The 16,142-nt window shown below is 50.5% G+C and carries 11 protein-coding genes; 3 read left to right on the top strand and 8 right to left on the bottom strand.

Annotated elements, in window-relative coordinates; genetic code table 11:
* Window positions 1-36: 36 nt before the first annotated feature.
* On the bottom strand, window positions 37-2,583 hold the full coding sequence (locus tag AC5JMP_RS17670; protein ID WP_495852803.1) for a DUF4912 domain-containing protein: 2,547 nt from the start codon (window positions 2,581-2,583) through the stop codon (window positions 37-39).
* 24 nt (window positions 2,584-2,607) lie between these two features.
* Complete coding sequence (locus AC5JMP_RS17665; protein ID WP_495852802.1) at window positions 2,608-3,003, bottom strand: hypothetical protein; 396 nt, start codon at window positions 3,001-3,003, stop codon at window positions 2,608-2,610.
* A 624-nt stretch (window positions 3,004-3,627) separates the two neighbouring features.
* Between AC5JMP_RS17665 and AC5JMP_RS17660 the strand changes: the two genes are divergently transcribed.
* Window positions 3,628-5,271 carry a helix-turn-helix domain-containing protein gene (locus tag AC5JMP_RS17660; protein ID WP_495852801.1) on the top strand — a complete coding sequence of 548 codons (1,644 nt, stop codon included), beginning with the start codon at window positions 3,628-3,630 and terminating at the stop codon, window positions 5,269-5,271.
* Window positions 5,272-5,492: 221 nt separating this feature from the next.
* On the opposite strand, the gene AC5JMP_RS17655 is transcribed toward AC5JMP_RS17660, so the two are convergent.
* The 4 genes from AC5JMP_RS17655 to msrB all read right to left on the bottom strand — a co-directional run bounded on the left by AC5JMP_RS17655 (window position 5,493) and on the right by msrB (window position 12,463).
* Window positions 5,493-6,962, bottom strand: coding sequence for a hypothetical protein (locus tag AC5JMP_RS17655; protein ID WP_495852800.1), 1,470 nt, complete (start codon window positions 6,960-6,962; stop codon window positions 5,493-5,495).
* 138 nt (window positions 6,963-7,100) lie between these two features.
* Window positions 7,101-8,522, bottom strand: coding sequence for a metal-dependent hydrolase family protein (locus AC5JMP_RS17650; protein WP_495852799.1), 1,422 nt, complete (start codon window positions 8,520-8,522; stop codon window positions 7,101-7,103).
* Between the two features lie 874 nt (window positions 8,523-9,396).
* On the bottom strand, window positions 9,397-11,895 hold the full coding sequence (locus AC5JMP_RS17645) for a U32 family peptidase (protein ID WP_495852818.1): 2,499 nt from the start codon (window positions 11,893-11,895) through the stop codon (window positions 9,397-9,399).
* A gap of 148 nt (window positions 11,896-12,043) precedes the next feature.
* Window positions 12,044-12,463 (bottom strand): peptide-methionine (R)-S-oxide reductase MsrB, encoded by a 420-nt coding sequence (msrB, locus tag AC5JMP_RS17640; RefSeq protein WP_495852798.1) that lies wholly within the window; start codon window positions 12,461-12,463, stop codon window positions 12,044-12,046.
* 255 nt (window positions 12,464-12,718) lie between these two features.
* Here msrB and AC5JMP_RS17635 point away from each other — a divergent pair, with 255 nt between their 5' ends.
* Window positions 12,719-13,801 carry a fatty acid desaturase gene (locus AC5JMP_RS17635; protein WP_495852797.1) on the top strand — a complete coding sequence of 361 codons (1,083 nt, stop codon included), beginning with the start codon at window positions 12,719-12,721 and terminating at the stop codon, window positions 13,799-13,801.
* Between the two features lie 34 nt (window positions 13,802-13,835).
* On the opposite strand, the gene AC5JMP_RS17630 is transcribed toward AC5JMP_RS17635, so the two are convergent.
* A complete protein-coding gene (locus AC5JMP_RS17630) occupies window positions 13,836-14,531 on the bottom strand; it encodes a cysteine hydrolase family protein (protein WP_495852796.1) in 696 nt (231 codons plus the stop codon).
* A gap of 245 nt (window positions 14,532-14,776) precedes the next feature.
* On the opposite strand from AC5JMP_RS17630, the gene AC5JMP_RS17625 reads away from it, so the two are divergent.
* Window positions 14,777-15,610 carry a hypothetical protein gene (locus tag AC5JMP_RS17625; RefSeq protein WP_495852795.1) on the top strand — a complete coding sequence of 278 codons (834 nt, stop codon included), beginning with the start codon at window positions 14,777-14,779 and terminating at the stop codon, window positions 15,608-15,610.
* On the opposite strand, the gene AC5JMP_RS17620 is transcribed toward AC5JMP_RS17625, so the two are convergent.
* The gene (locus AC5JMP_RS17620) at window positions 15,558-16,064 is read right to left on the bottom strand and encodes a GAF domain-containing protein (RefSeq protein ID WP_495852817.1); all 507 of its coding nucleotides are present in this window, start codon (window positions 16,062-16,064) and stop codon (window positions 15,558-15,560) included. The genes AC5JMP_RS17625 and AC5JMP_RS17620 overlap by 53 nt on opposite strands.
* Between the last annotated feature and the right edge of the window lie 78 nt (window positions 16,065-16,142).

Raw genomic sequence — 16,142 nt, 5'->3', positions numbered from 1 at the left:
TGACAATCGCCTCTATTTTAGTCTAGAAGCATCGGACTAAATCTTCACGACTGAGACAGTGACCTCACCTTGATTGTCCTCAAGGTGAGTGTCGAAGAAAAAACAGCATAGGTTTGCCGTTTCATGGACTTGAAGATTGAGCGTTTCATCATATCCGTTGAGAGTTGACCAAGTGGCACCCACAACGGCATTTGTCTTCTGGTTAACGACCTTGCCGCCGTAGATCCACAGCATAACAACTGGCTCACCCGCAGCATCGCCGTAGCCAAAGCCTCCCTCTTTAATCCGAATGAGATATTGACCCGGCTCCAAAACTTTAGAGACTGCTTTCTCCATCTGAAGCTTACTCATCTCTGACGCATCTAAGAAGAAGCAGTTACGCTGACTATGCACCTTGAGGGTGGTAATGGAGCAGCGGCTTGGTGCTGAGGGCGGAGGTGCCAAGTCTGCTATCGCGCTAGCTCCTACAGCTACCCCAGCTACCGCAGCATTGTCTAAGTCTGCGCCGATTCGGACAGGATTGGATCGCGCTAACTTCAGCCAGTCTCCTTCGATCGTTTCATAGCCAATTTCTGCCACGTAATCACGATCGACTGCCGGAATCGAGACATGATGATCTGACTCTAAACTCTGCAAATCGTAAACTTGCAGACTGTGGGCAGGGCGATCATCCAGATCAATATCCGTCGCATCATAGACTCGAAGCTGAAACTTTGTACCGCCCTGCTCTCGCAGCGCAGCTTTACTAACCTCTGGAGCTTCCCAGTAAGCGTAGGCATCGTCAGCAGCACGCGGAGTCAAAATGATTCGACTGTCATCCACTACCGTAGCCGGATCAAGCAAAGGCACAGTTTCAGAGGGTATTGCTGCAACTGCTCCTGCCGCTGCAACTGCCGTTAAAGCTGCCCCTCCAGCCAGACCTGACAGACTTAGCCCATCGTCAGCCTTGACGGGTTCACAGGCTACTCGGACTGAATGCGATCGCGCCAGCTTCAACCAGCGGTTGTCATCCGTCACATAGCCCAACTCGCTGAGGTAGTCTCGATCGCACTGGGGAATTGGCACATGCAGATCTGGATCAGCTTCACTGCAATCAAATTCCTGCACGCTGTGGGCTGGCTGATGATCCAAATCAATATCAGTCACATCTGAAACTCGCAGCTTCAGCTTTCTGCCACCCTGCTCCCGCAGCTCTGCCCTATGCTCTTCGGGCGCTTCCCAGTAGGCATAGGCATTTTGGGAATCACGAGGCGTGAGAATAATCCGGCTATCCGGCGATCGTCGTCCTGCACCCACCACAGCGCCCAGAGCCGCAGCACCTGCCGCAGCACCTGCCGCAGCACCCACAGCAGGGATCACGGCTGGGATTACAGCTGGAGGGATTGCAGCAGGAGCCTCGACAGGAGGCGGGACAGGAATAGGGGGAGTAGGCGGCACTACAGGAGGCGCAACCGGAGGCGGCACCACTGCAGTGGGCGCAGTATCTCTTCCCCTAGATAGCCACCACAAGCCACCCCCGATGAGCGGCAGCAACAGCCAGCCCAACCAGCCTGGAAAGCCTCCTGGCTCAGCTGTCGCCACAGGAGCAACCGCAACCGTGGGTGAAGCTTCTGGACTCACAGCTTCAGCCACAGATGGAGAAGCTTCTGGGGAAGCTGCGGGACTGGGCACAACAGCAGCAACAGCCGCCGCTTCGGTCGCTTTAGCCGCCGAGATAGCTGCTAGACCTGCTGGAGAGGTAGCAAATCCCAGAAATGCCAGGACTGCTGGGTTGGCAGCATCCTTGTAGGCGTAGCCACGCGGCTGAGAAAAAGGATAGCGCGGATCGTCCGGCAGCGTTTTGTGCATTGAGATGATTTTGACATTAGGTTGGTCTAAAACCTGGCTGGCGATCGCATAGCTGATCCCATCTTTGCCAAGATCCTGAACCACTGCTGCTGTTTCATCAGTTGCCTCTTGGGTCGCATTGGAGCCAGTTGCAAAGGGCGTGCCTGAAAAGACGTCGTATTTACTGAGTGAGATCCGAGTGTCACTAAAGTCAGGACGATCGATAAACCGAATTGGCCCCGGCTCACCCCCCAGTTCTGACCAGTCTGTGATCTCACCTCGGAAAATTCTGGCAAATTGGTCAAAGGTGATATCTCCACTGAAAGGGTTTTCAGGAGAAACAATGATGGCAACCTTTTCACGGCTGAGGGTGGTTTCAGTCAGCCCTTGAGCCTTCTCTTCGTCAGTAAGAGGACGACCGATCGCCGCCAAGTCAATATCGCCTTTCAGTAAAGATTGCAGCGCGTCGTCAGTTCCCGTCGCCGCCAAGTTTACCGTCGTACCCGAAAATTTCTCTTCAAAGCTTCTCTTCAGCGCTTCGTTGATCACCGTCATACTGCTGGAGCCATCTAGCTTCACAGTAGTCCCGCTAGGCACTGCGCTGGGTAGGGGGAAGCTAGTCGGCACAGGGGATTGCGCCAGCAGCACGGCATCTGTTTTGATCGCTGCAACGGCTGAAGTAGTCATCAGCGTCAGTAAAGCCGCAGATACCCGAACAGCCGATCGCTTAATTAAAGTTTTTTTTGAACTCAGCATGATGCGTTCCTGCATGGGAAAAGGTTAAATTCGCACAACAGAGAGATTCACTTCCCCATCATTATCTTCAAGATGAGTATCGAAAAAGAAAGCGCATAGCGTTGCAGTTTCTCTGACTTCTAAGGTCAGCGTGTCATCATACCCATTCAGAGAAGACCAAGTGGCGTTAACCTCAACGTTTGTTTTTTTGTTAACCACTTTTCCGCCATAGATCCACAGCAGTACCAGAGGTTCGCCTGTACCCCCAGCTGCTGAACGGTAGCCAAACGTGCCGCTTTGGATTTTGACAATATTGATACCTGGCTCCAGAGGCACAGAAACAGAAATCTCGCTCTGAATCTGCTGCATTTGTTCTGGGCTGAGCCTATAGCAATTGTGCTTGCTATGAATTTTCAGATCGGTAACTACACATCCTTCCATGGTTCACTTCCTCAATCACTAATGTTAGTAATGCCCCTCACACTTATCAGCTTGCGAAACTCAAATGCTTATCAAAGTCCACCAGCTAGAAACTCAAAACCGCTCTCCGTAGATCTAGTAAAGCGTTGTCTCCAGAATGGTCATCTTTAATAGATCGCAGCTTGCCTATACTGATAAAGATTTCAGGAGAATCATATCTGGTTATTAATTCAATGTAAAGCTCAGCGAATAGGTTGCAGCTTCAAGTCAGACAATGTGTTTTATCTCACCTTTTATACCCAGTTCGATAAGCCCAGAAAAAGGTGAGTTAAGGGCGTAAGTTAACCAAATAGAGCGTTCTCACACAAGCTAAACCTTTGTATTTTTGTCTTGCTCCATATTTGCTAAGAGGCTGAATTACTTGTCAAGAGGCTGATTGAAAACTTTGGCGTTGCTGATTTTATGCAGCATTACGTAATTGGGTTGGGATGAGTTATTTTTTGAGAGCTGCGCGGAGCGCAGCTCTCAAAAAATAACTGGTTGGATCTGAGCGCGTAGCGCCATACAGAAAATCAGCAACGCCAAAATTTGAAACATGGTTTATCTTTGGGGTGAGTTGCAGCCCCGTTGAGAGAGTATTGCTTCATGCCATCGCAGGTGACGTCATTGCACAGCCAGGTAAATCAGCCATTGCAGGCTACACAGCCAGAATTGCCCCTAGAAGCTGCGCCGGGAATGGTGTCTAGTGCCCTGACATCTAACCTCTTGACATCTAGCCCCCTGACAACCGTACGGCGCGGTCGTCGTCACAACGTTAAGCGCCCTAGAACTAGCCCTGACCTGTTTCCGCAGGGATTGACCGATCGCATGGCATCCAATCGCCTAATTTGGGAAGGCTGTACCGTTCTTAGTCAGGGTCGCAGTCTAGACTGGTCAAACACAGAGGATGGGCTGTATTACCAAAGCCCGGTTGCTAAAGGCAAAGGCTATATTTCTTTCTCGTTAACCAACGACCTGTACCTCAAAGATCCCAGCGTGCTAGAGGGCGAAGTTGCCCTAGCGCTGATTGAAGAATTTGACATTCGAGCCGCTTGTCTACACCTAATCTATGCTGCCTTTGCTACACAGCTAGAGCGCCCTTGGGAGCAGCAGTTTGTAATTAGCGATCGCCAGCTAGAGCGCTATTTAGGGCTAGATAAGAACAAAAAGCTCAATAAACAGCAGAAATTAGAGCTGCTGCTGCATCTTGCCAAACAGCCCTGCTCCCTGCTGGTCTACGTTTCTTGGCCGGATAAAGGCAAAGTCAAGTCCTTTAGCGTCAGCCGCACTTGGCTCTGGGAAATTTCGGAGCCAATCCTGCATTTTCAAGAAACGATCTCTGGGCATTCAGAGCTAGTCGGCTTTACCCTCCAAGTGAGAGCCGGAAACTGGGCGCAGTATTTTCTCAACGCCGAACGCTGCAAAGATGGCACGGGCTATTACGAGTACGGTATTTTATCTCAGTCCTTGCTCCAAGACGTGATGAGCCTCTGGTATAACCACGAGGGAGCCGCTCGTCTAATGCTGTGGCTACTGTTCAAAACGCGAGTCAGCAATAGCCCTGTGCGAGTAGGGACGCTGTTTAAGGTTGCCTTTGGAGTCGAGAAGATCGAGCTGGCGCGGGAAGATGCCTTTGCCCGTAAGCGCCTCGTGAAGCAGTGGAAATCGTTACTCAAGGTTCTGCACGAACGGGGCTGGAAGCTCACCTTTGATGCGGCAACCTACCCGCCTCAGTATTTGCCGGACTTCTCTGAACTGGTTCCCTTAAGCAACATTCCAGATGATCCCCAGGAGGCAGCAGAATTTTGGGCGAAGGATGCTCAAAAAGCTGACGGTACTCGGTTGACCGACATTACCCGTAAGCCCTACGGCGGCTTTGAGCCGCTATTGACTGGGCTAATGCTGATCCAACCGCCCCACGAAATCACGACCCGACTGCAAGAGCTAAATCCGCGATCGCCCATTGCTAAACCCCAGCTCTACCTGACTGAAGCAACTGCTGAACCCAACTCACCAGAATGCAAGCCTTTGTCCGGCAGGTCGCCTAAGCGCTCTACCCCTCGTAAGTCTAAGCCGCTGGTTAAATCCGGTCAGGAGTTAAAAGACCTGCGCGTCTCTAAAGGCATGACTCAAAGCGCGCTGGCTACCCATTTGGGCAAAAGCACAAGTTGGGTGAAGCTGGTGGAAACCGATCGCCGCAACATCACAGCCGCCGATCAAGAGCTATTGCAACAGCTCTTTGAAATGTAGCCTTTTACTTCGTTTGGGCTCGCGTACAAAATAAAACCCAGCAGCTTTTTGGGTAGTGGTATTTAGGTAAGGACTACCGTTTGTTGGAAGTGCCGCGCGACACTTCCAACAAACTATTACAGGTTAATCAATTTGTGATCCTTGGCATAAACATAGAGACCCTCTAGGATAAAACCTAATCAACGGGCGATCGCACTCAAATTTCCTCTAAACCCTTCTCTCTAAAACCGGAAAAGCACACTCAGCCCTAGCCCGCTCTGAACCAAATCGAGTTCAGTCCGACTTAACCCTTCCCCGTCCCGAAAGTCAGATCCGTTGAAAACATAAGCTAACTTGACGGAAGACGATCGCGACAGAGCGTAACTGACCCCAAACTGCAAATTCCAGGTAATATCGCGTTCAGCGTTGAGGTTAAATCCTGACACATCACCCCGAAAACCAAGACTCCAGAACCGTGAGAGCGCCGTTCCAATGCGAATCCCGACTAGCGGCTCCAGCGTGGTTCGGGAAGAGCTAAACTCTTGGTTTCTCAAGACTGCGTTCGGGCCAAGGCGCGCTTCGTCAATTTCCAATTCTTGCCTTGAAATATTGGTTCGCACCCCCAGCACAGGTTCGATGACCAAGACCGGAAAGGGATTGGTGGGAGTTGGCGAACTCCGTAGGGAAGTGTTGACGACGGTGTAAAACGCAGCTAAATCAATCTTGCCTCGCCGGACAGTCACGCTTCCGTCGGCCTCGCCCCTCAGCTCAATCGGAATCCCAAAGCGATTCAGACTCCCGGCTGGAAACGTCACCCCCAGCGTGCCGCTATTTCCTGCCGCTAGGTAAAACCCTTCGAACAAGAACCCCAAACGACCCCGTTGCGCCTCAAATCGCAGCCCTGCATCAAAGGCACGATCGAGACTCAGAACGTCATCTAGCCCTGCCTGAATCGAGGTCGATCGCCCCAGTACGCTTACGTCAGCGCTGATATCAAACGGTATGAAGACATATGGCTCTACTGAAAACCGCCAGCGATCGCCCGACCTTGGCTCACTGGAGGCTGCGGGATCTGCGGGCAGCGCCTCAGCCGGATCAACAAGTTCAACGTCGCTTTCCGGCAGATCGGTCGGTTCAAGCTCAGGCAAATCCACGGGTTCAACGTTGCTTTCCGGCGAACTAACCGTACCTGATGGGTCTTGCGCTAGCTCCGACGCTTCGCCCCTTTCCGCATCGGTCAACAGCTGCGTCGAGGCGGGTGGCAGCGGCTCCAGCGCGGGCAGTTCTGCGGGAACATCGCGGCTGATCTGAGCCTCTGCGGCGATGGCTGGAATCTGGGGCAGCAGTATGTCGAGTGGGGACGTGTTGAGCTGAATCGGGTCAGCCTGGATCGGATCAGGCTGGGTGGTACCGGGCTGAAACGTGCCAGATGGAAACTTTGAAGCCTGCCGCAGTTCCCCTAGGGCAGACGCTTCAGCAATCGCAGTCAGCTCTGGATTTTCCACGGCATCCGGGCTAATGGATGCGGCATCCGCCGGACGCTGCTCGATCGCCTGGGCTGGAGCGACCCACAGCACTGCTGCTCCAGCTGCGATGGAGGTTGCAATGGAAAAGAGATGGGCGATCGCTCTGACTCGCCGCACCTGAGCATGATGCCCGTCTAAGGGACTGCCTTGAGGATAATTCTGACAAAACACAGATCTTTCAAACATAATGCAAGCTCTAGAGGGTTAACAAAGAGATGTGTGAAGGCAAAGTTTCTGCTATGAGACTCGACAAAATGTTGAAATTTCAGATAATACTTTGTTGAGTCTTGCTTCTCTAGCTCCGGGGTTAGAAAAGACTCAAAATTAGCTCAGCAGATTCTTATAAATCTTGCCGTCTTTCAGAATCACCACGAAGTTTTGGGTAGGGTTGTCAATGAGCTGAATGTTCTCCAATGGATTGCCATTGACTAGCAGCAAATCAGCGAGTGCGCCCTCTTCCACAACACCCAGCTTGCCGGGATAAGGATTGCGTGGCCCAGACAAAGCCAGCAGTTCGGCATTATCGTGAGTCGCCATCTTCAGCACTTCCGCAGGCGTATACCAGCGCACCATTTTTGACAATAGTGCGCCTCGTCGAGCCGCTTTCGCGGGATCATAGAGTATGTCAGTCCCCCAAGCCGTTTTGATGTTGTATTGCTTAGCCAGCCCATAGGCAATATCAGTGCCTTCTGCTACTTGCAACTGCTTTCTGCGGCTTTCAGTCCCTTCAGGATAGGGGTTGGCATCTTCATCATCCAGGAAGGGCTGCATACTCAGCCAGACTCCTTTTTCGGCCATCAGTTTGGCAGTCGGCTCATCTATGAGCTGACCATGTTCAATACACTTTACCCCGGCTTGAATAGCAGTCTGAACTGCCTTCGGCGTGTAGGCATGAACCGTGACATAGGTGTTCCAGTCTGAGGCTGCATCGACAGCAGCACGAAATTCTGCATCGGTGTATTGGGCGACATCGATTGGGTCGTAGGCCGAGGCAACGCCGCCCCCCGCTGCTAGCTTAATTTGGCTAGCGCCCCTCATGAGTTGCTCGCGGGTGGCACGGAGCACTTCGGGTACTCCATCGGCGATCGCCCCTACGCCATATTTCTCTGCCAGACTGAGTTCTGAGGTCGCTGTTCTGGGCAGTTCATCCAGCGTGCGAAAGTCTCCATGCCCGCTGGTTTGGGAAATCATCGCGCCCGACGGCCAGATGCGCGGCCCCGCTAGCTCACCGCGATCGATCACTTTCTTCAGGTCGAATGCCGGACCAGCCAAATCCCGCACCCCCGTAAAGCCGTTCATCAATATCCGGGTCGAACTTTCGGCAGCGGCCCGAAACACCTGCTGCATTAGCGCATCTCCCTCAGCCCCTGCCTCCAACAGAGATGCCTGACCAGCAACTCCCTCCAGAACTAGGTGAACATGGGCATCGATCAACCCTGGCATCAGCACTCGCTCTGCGCCTTCGATGAGAAGAGTGCGAAGGTCGGCTGGAATGGGGATGGGCGAGGTGGAAATTCGCTCAATTTTGTTATCAACAACTAACACATTAGAAGGCGCTGAGAGTTGAGGGGAGATGCCATCAAAGATCCGCACATTCTGAAACAAAACGCGATTGATGTTTTGGTTCGGAAGACTTTCAGATGGCTGGCTCTGCGCCCAGCTCACTTGCGTCGCCAACCCAATTAGAGTTAGTAGAACACATCCTAAAATCCCTAAGATAAATGAGTATCGAAATCGTGAACCCATATTGCCTCGCATTCAAAATAGCTTGATTGGTTTCAAAGACAGCCTGCTTGACTTAGGATTTTTCAAACTTTGAATTGCTCGCTGCCTAAATCTTGAAGATTGGCGCTTAAAAAGGAAAGATATAGCTTAGACAAAAGTGTATCCGTACACGAGGTCAAGGAGTCAGTAGAATTGAGGCCGTTCAGGGAGAGGAAGTCATAAAAGGCGGAGGGAGAGCTTCCGTGTATAGGTAGCGACTGATTTAGGACTGCTGTATCACACTGCTACTAATGCAAACATTAGTTCAGAAAAGCGATCGCCTACGATTGCTTCTGGCGATAGGTTTCTTTTGCCTGTTCGTGCTCCCGAAATAGGTTAAAAAATGCACAATTATGATATTCTCTCGCAACTTTATTTGCAAGTATTCTTTCGCAAACAGTTGCGGAAGCGGGAGACTATGCTAGTAGTGGGGACGATCGCAAGTAGTCTGCTCCTATTCACAACAGTCCCTTTATTGGGATCACATCTTGCCCAAGCACAGCGCCCCTTTAACGTCAATTGCTGCAAAACCTGCTTATCTTGAGCGCTTGATTGCTGCGATTGCTGCGATTGCTGCGATTGCTCAAGATGGCGATCGTCTCATTAACCTATTCCAAGACATTTGCCAAAGTCTAGGCAGAAGGGAAAATGGTTGCCTTGTCGAATCACAACAGTAGTTTTCAAGTGAATCTCAACGCCATTCCGTTTGGTGAAAAGGTGGCATTGGTGATGGCTGATAGCGTTATTTCATACCGATTTAAACGAATTTGTGGGCACATCGAACCTCAGAAGGGGCTTGGCAATTCCAAGCCCGTACCGGGATCTGTCGCGGTTCCAATTCAAATTGGTATCACGCCTAAAATTTTACGCTTGGAAAGGCACCCCGCGTGACGCCAAGCTGATTGTGTAGCTTCAAATCACGCCAGAGCTGCGAACCTGCGATCTCTCCACGCAGAAGCTTTTGATAGCTGGCGATCGTCCGTGTGACCTCTTCTGGAGATTCGTTCACAAACTCTAGACGAAACTGATGGATACCCAGCTTAATTAAATGCTGGACATACTCAGCTCCGGTCTGAGCCTTGCCGTTAAACACCGTGTTTCTACAGCCTGTATCTGCTTTGAGGATATGTTCGATCCCAATGCGATCGCGTAGCTTAACTTCCTGAGTTTCGCAAGGACGACCGCAGTTTGTATAGTCTGTTCCTTCAGTGAGGAAAGCGCAAAAGACGCAATGTTCCATATGAAACATCGGCATATGTTGGTGAATGGTGACTTCAAACCAGTCCGACGGGCAGCCCGTAATCAAATCCTCAAGTTGACTAACATTCAGATCATAGGAAGGCGTAAGCCGCTCTAACCCCAACTGTTTTAGGTAATCTGCCGTCAGTGGATTAGCAACGTTGAAGGAAAAATCGGCGATGCAGCGATCGTCCGCAAAAAACTTCAAATGATCATAGTTCCGCACCAAGTAGCCATCTGCATTGCAGGAGCGAACTTGCTTCAAAATCCAGTCTTCGCCCGGTTTAGTGATACGAGGTGGCGCAACCCAGATTGTAGAAGCCGTTTCCTCGGCTGAGCGAACTATCCTCACCGCTTCTCGGTAGGCGCGAGGATCTTCCAGTTCGCAATAAAGCGTTTTGATGCCGCCGTCCAAAGCTGCCTGTAGCTGTGGCAGACTGCGAACTAACGCAATCAGCGAGGGAACGATCGCGCCAGAAGAATCAGCAGACGGAAGCAGATCTCTATAGGAAGCGGCTTGAAGTTGCCAGCACTGAGGACGCGATCGCTGCTCTTCCAATTGAGCCACAATCTCGCGCCGAAGACGATTCAGTTCGCTCATGGGCAGCATGACTGAACCGTTTAGATGATGGGTGAGTTTGCCTAGACAGAAGGGAGTGTTGCCCAACCGACCCAACTGATCCTGAAGGCGATCGCCGTCTAAAGGTTTAGTATGTGCCTCAATCAGCGGCATTGCAGATTCCACCTGTACGATGTGTCCTTGCGGATCGCGGGCAATCACCACCAAGGGCTGATCCACTTCGCCATAAATCTCAAGCCGAATCGGCTGCTGAAATTGCGGCGTATCCCCTGCATAACTTTGTCGCACTTGGCGATCGAATTCCGGATCGCTGGTTTTCCAGATTTTATCTCCCACATGGATGCGCCGTGTGTCTAGACTATCTCTTCCAAATGTTAAAACAGACGACTGTTTCTTATGTTCTACAGCGTAAATTCTGCCGCCTTCTTCCTGCGTCTCTGGATGTCCATTATCAAACACGACTCCATCCCCAGGTTTTGCAGGAGCCTGTAGCTTGACAATCACCTTATCTTCATAGATTTGAATCACTTCACCGAGATAGACGCCGCGCTTTTTGCCGAAACGCCCATGCACTAATTCCTGATTATTAATGCCCTGAAACCAGCCCGTGTAGAGTCCGCGCGAGAAAGCCATTTCTAGCTCGTAGCGATCGCCAGATTCCGAGGAACTAGCCTGCTCCGCCATAGCGCGATCGATCGCCTGTCGATAAACGCGCGTCACTGCGGCTACATACTCTGGCGCCTTTAGCCGACCCTCGATTTTGAGGCAGGTAACTCCCGTTTTGATTAGGTCAGGCAGCACCTCTAGTCCTGCTAAATCTTGGGGACTCAGCAAGTATTTGCGATCGCCCAGATCGATCGTTTTGCCATCGGCGACTAGCTCATAGGGCATCCGGCAGGCTTGAGCGCATTCTCCCCGATTAGCCGATCGTCCTCCTAAAGCTTCGCTTGTCAAACATTGTCCTGAGTAAGCCACGCACAGCGCTCCGTGGACGAACACCTCCAGCGGCATAGAGACGAGACAAGCCTGCTGAATTTTGCTAATTTCTTGGAGCGAACATTCCCGCGCCAACACTACAAGATTGCAGCCGAGAGCCTGAGCAAACTCTACGCCAGCAACGCTAGTAACCGTCATTTGGGTTGAAGCGTGAATCGGAAAATCAGGAGACAAATGCCGAATTAAACGACAGATGCCAATATCCTGCACAATCAACGCATCTACTCCAGCGGCGATAATGGTGCGAATGTACTGTTCTACTTCAGGAAGCTCTTGGGGAAAGATCAGGGTATTCAACGTCACATAGCCCTTCACCCCCCGCAGGTGCAGGAACTCCATTAGCTCAGGCAACTCCGCTTCAGTAAAGTTTTGCGCCCGCATCCGCGCATTGAACCGCTCTAGCCCGAAGTAAATTGCATCTGCCCCATTCTCGATCGCAGCTTTTGCGCAGTCCCAGTAGCCCGCTGGAGCCAGTAGCTCAGGCGGGCTGGGTCGGTTATTTTGTGGCAGGGGGACTTGTGGGAGGGGGGCTTGTGGCATGGGATGATCAGCGCGGCGATCGGAATAAATCAACACTCATCTTGATCTTGCCTCAATTTCTAATTCAATGACTGAAAAGTTGAAATTGGGCGCGAGCTATCTTGAGATAAAACGAAAGGGCGATCGGCTCTAACTCAGTTGGCTCCAGCTACGCTGGATTTTCTGGAATAAACTCCAGAGACACACCATTCATGCAGTAACGTTGACCTGTCGGAGCAGGGCCATCCTCAAACACATGTCCTAAATGTCCGCCGCACTTGTGGCAATGGACTTCGACTCTAGTCATAAATAGAGAGCGATCGGTTGTGGTTTCGATCGCCCCTTCCAGAGGCGCAAAGAAACTAGGCCAACCCGTACGGCTGTTAAATTTGGTTTCTGCGGCGAATAGCGGCGTACCGCAGGCAGCGCAGACGTAGGTTCCTGGCTCATAGACTTTATCCAGCGGACTGGTGCCCGGTCGTTCAGTTCCATGTTTCCGCAGCACCTGAAACTGCTCTGGGGTCAAGATTTCCTTCCACTCTTGCTCGGTCTTAGCGATTTCAAACTCGTGATTTGCAGAAGTTGCCATGAGCTAGACTTTTTTTTAGGGTTTTCTACTTTACTTTAGCAACTCAAGAGCATGCCCTGGCTTAAAGGAATACCTATCTCTTCACCCATCGCCACAATCTCCTGAGACTAGCTGTAGCCGACAGAGTTCGCCCTAAAATGTTTCAGGCGGCACATTCTTAGATAATTGCCACCTCTATTGTGAGGAGCAGGTGTGAGGATTAGGTGCATTGTCATTGCCTGTCGCGCCCTCAAAGAATTACGACTGAGAACAACTATGACCCTAGGCACAACTCCTGACTTTAGTTTTTATATTAATCACCGGACTCACTGGACAAGTCGTTTGGTCAATGGAGTAGCGATCGCCTACGTCATTTTAGGCTACGGGGTTTCCGTTTTCTGTATTGCCCAGCCCTCTGGGTGGATCAATTTAATCGGGGTTTTGCTGCTCGTTCACACTCTGCTTTGGGCTGCCTACTTTGTGCATGAATTTGTTCATAGCACAATTTTTCGCCATCCAAGCTGGAACGCGGCGTTTGGTCAGATCATGCTGTTTATTACAGGGTCTTGCTATAGCGACTATCGAGATATTGCTAGCAATCACTTGGCTCACCACAAAAATCGTGCTGACTTCTCAGTCTTTTCCATGCCCGACTTTCTGCGATCGCTGCCTAAGCCGCTGCTGCAAATTGTCGTTGCCCTAGAGTGGCTCTACTTTCCGGTAATCAACTTTTTGTTTCGCTGGCTGAATGTGATTTCGCCCTTTTTAGGGCAGTCCCGTCGAGATGAGCGATTTCGTAATGCCGCTTTGCTTCTGCTAAGGGGCGGATTGTTCACAGCGCTGGCTTTGTATTCGTTTAAGGCGATCGCGCTCTATTTCTTTTCCTACATTTGTTTCATCAACATCCTGCGCTTCGTCGATTGTTTTCAACATACCTACACCGTTTTTCAGTTGGGTCAACCTCTGCCTCACTATAGTCTTGAGCATGAGGAAACCAACACTTTTTCTAATCTGGTTTCCCGTCGCTGGTCTTGGCTAAACTTACTGCTGCTAAATTTTTCTTACCACAATGCCCACCATCGAGTAGTTCGCTGTCCGTGGCATTTGTTGCCAAAACTGGATGCGGAACTGTACCCACGCGATTACCGACAATATGTCACGCTTGGACGCCTAGTTCAAAACTATCATCGCTTCCGCATCCACCGTTTGTTTAACGGTCAAGGTGTCGTTCTGGAGACAGAAAACGGACTGAACTTAGATCAGTTTGTCGGAGCGGTGGGCGTCTCTTTCCTATTCTCCCGCGAACCTTTAGACTGGCTCAAACTACCTGAAGGAGATGCCACAGTCACTTCTGCTTAGAAAACGCATCCTCTAATGATAAATTCCCCTAGGTTCAGCAAGTTTCAGGAAGACTTTTCATGGCGGCAATAAAGGCTTGTGAAGTAGCAACTGTTCCAAAAATTCCACCCTCCATTTTCACCATCTCGATCGCCGCCAGATGAAGCTGAGGATCACTCTCACCACAGCAATCTTCCAACAGAAGCGTGTCGTAGCCGCGATCGCTGGCTTCTCGCAAAGTGGAATGAACGCAGACTGCTGTAGTGACTCCACACAAGACGACATTAGTAATGCCTTGGTGTTTGAGGAGGTGATCTAAGTCGGTCGCGTAGAAAGCGCCATTCCCTGGTTTATCGATCACAGCTTCACCCGGTAAAGGTGTAAGCTCTGGAATGATGTCCCAGCCGGGTTGTCCCCTGACCAGTAGCCGCCCCATCGAACCCTGACTACCAATTTCAGCCCCCGCCCGCTGGTTTCTCCAGCGTTTTGTGGCAGGTAGATCTAGCAGATCTTCTCGGTGTCCTTCGCGGGTGAAAAAGATGGTAAAGCGTCGCGATCGCGCTATTTCTAAAACGGCTTGAATGGATGCGATCGGTGCTCGTGTTAGTGAAATGTCATATCCTTTTTTTGCCAGGTACCCATCTGGACTACAAAAGTCAGCCTGCATGTCAATGATAATAATTGCGGTGTTCGTCGGGCTAAGATTGCCGTTGAACGGATAAGGATAGGGATCTGCCTGGACAAAAGTCATCTGGTGTTCTTAGACAAGGTGTTAATTTGTAAGCTCATCGTATATCACTTTAGTCCACCCGACAATGTTAGAAGCAGTTCGCAGTTCGCGCTAAATATGTTCTCTCAACTCCTAACCTTGACATGTAAAAGTGTCGCTTGAGTCACCATCTAAGTGACTCAAACCTTCTACGATTAATTGCAATTGTTCTTCCCTTAAGGGCGCTCAATGATGGTACTTAAGTCAAGAAAAGGAATCTAGAATTTGTGTCGTCACCATATATTGGATTATGGAAGCGCGAGTCTATTCAGTGGGCGGATGCATCTCCCTATGAAGATTCGATCGTCTTTTGGCTTCAGGCGGAACGATATTTTGCTGATATTCGAATTCCTTTGAATCAGCCTTTGCCGCCTCAAAAGCCTCTACTGGACTTAGATTCATCTGAATTACTCAAATTTGCTAAATTTAATGCGTTTGCGGGAACGATCGATGCCACTGACAGCTGGATTCGCTGGAATCGCACGATCGACTTTAAACCTGATCCCAATCGGATTGATCAGGGTAGCGTTCATTTTAAAGATGAGAATCTGATTGAGATCGGTGAATTTGAATTTGAGGATGAAGTCCAGCAGTATCTGGAAATTTGGGTGCCACAATCTCAGGATGTCAGCGATCGCTTCGTGCTAGAGCTGGCTCAAGAGCTGAATGCTACCACTGAAACTGTTACCTATCCCAAAGCGCTTTGGGTGATCGTTGGAGAACACTTTATTCGCCTGTATGACGATCGCTTTTATCCGCCAGATTTTGTCACACCCAGCGAAGTCACTGGCTCAGCGCTGAAACAATTGATGCAATTTCAGGCGGACTATGGCAAGCGTTGTGGCGATATTCCTTGGGAAATTGTTTTGTCCAACGATCCAAGCCGGATGGGCACTGCGCTACAGGCAAAAATGGACTATCGCGCCCAGTGGCTAGACAATATCTTGATTGAAACCTGGACAGCTAGCACTGGAGAAACGATCGAACATCATTGGAATGTGCGGGAGTCTACAGGAGACTGGGAATTAAATCGCCTAACTTTTCTTGGACAAGGGCAGTGATTTGGCGATCGTCTTCTGTCCAAATTCTCGGATGCCCAAACACGCAAGGCTCCAGAATGCCGTAGAGCTGATCCTCGTAATAGATGGGGGCATGAATCAGCGCCCGATGCCCAAACCCTTCCTGTTCGTAGGTCAGATTCACGACTTCTGCCCCAGCAGTTTCAATGTCCTCTACAAATACAGCTTCTGAAGTGCGAAAGGCGATCGCCATCAGCGGATCTTTTGCGGCCACATCCCCTTCTTCAATCCAGGTGCTCCCTGTAAGATCAGGAAAATCTGGACTGCGGCTGTAGCAGTGGGTGATGCGGCCTTGCCCCGTCTGGGGATGACGTAGATAGAGAAAGCAGCGATCGCAATTTAACGCTTGGCAGAGGGCTGGCATCAAAGCGGTACAAATCTGATCAGGATTTCCCTGATTGAAAATTTCTTCTAGAGCGATCGGCAATTTAGGCATCACAATTTAGGCATGATTATATTAGGTATAGCGCTACGCACATACGTTAGGACACTCTTTAAAGGCAGCATCAACGCA

It is taken from the genome of Drouetiella sp., assembly GCF_059504425.1.
The sequence above is the reverse complement of the archived record's forward strand: the minus strand, read 5'-3'. Positions and strand labels throughout refer to the sequence as shown.

Bases quoted from the DNA above. Each gene is read 5' to 3' on its own strand.
- AC5JMP_RS17670 (WP_495852803.1), bottom strand. From the start codon at position 2,583: ATGCTGAGTTCAAAAAAAACTTTAATTAAGCGATCGGCTGTTCGGGTA.
- AC5JMP_RS17655 (WP_495852800.1), bottom strand. From the start codon at position 6,962: ATGTTTGAAAGATCTGTGTTTTGTCAGAATTATCCTCAAGGCAGTCCC.
- AC5JMP_RS17630 (WP_495852796.1), bottom strand. From the start codon at position 14,531: ATGACTTTTGTCCAGGCAGATCCCTATCCTTATCCGTTCAACGGCAAT.
- AC5JMP_RS17635 (WP_495852797.1), top strand. From the start codon at position 12,719: ATGACCCTAGGCACAACTCCTGACTTTAGTTTTTATATTAATCACCGG.
- msrB (WP_495852798.1), bottom strand. From the start codon at position 12,463: ATGGCAACTTCTGCAAATCACGAGTTTGAAATCGCTAAGACCGAGCAA.
- AC5JMP_RS17620 (WP_495852817.1), bottom strand. From the start codon at position 16,064: ATGCCTAAATTGCCGATCGCTCTAGAAGAAATTTTCAATCAGGGAAAT.
- AC5JMP_RS17665 (WP_495852802.1), bottom strand. From the start codon at position 3,003: ATGGAAGGATGTGTAGTTACCGATCTGAAAATTCATAGCAAGCACAAT.
- AC5JMP_RS17650 (WP_495852799.1), bottom strand. From the start codon at position 8,522: ATGGGTTCACGATTTCGATACTCATTTATCTTAGGGATTTTAGGATGT.
- AC5JMP_RS17645 (WP_495852818.1), bottom strand. From the start codon at position 11,895: ATGCCACAAGCCCCCCTCCCACAAGTCCCCCTGCCACAAAATAACCGA.
- AC5JMP_RS17660 (WP_495852801.1), top strand. From the start codon at position 3,628: ATGCCATCGCAGGTGACGTCATTGCACAGCCAGGTAAATCAGCCATTG.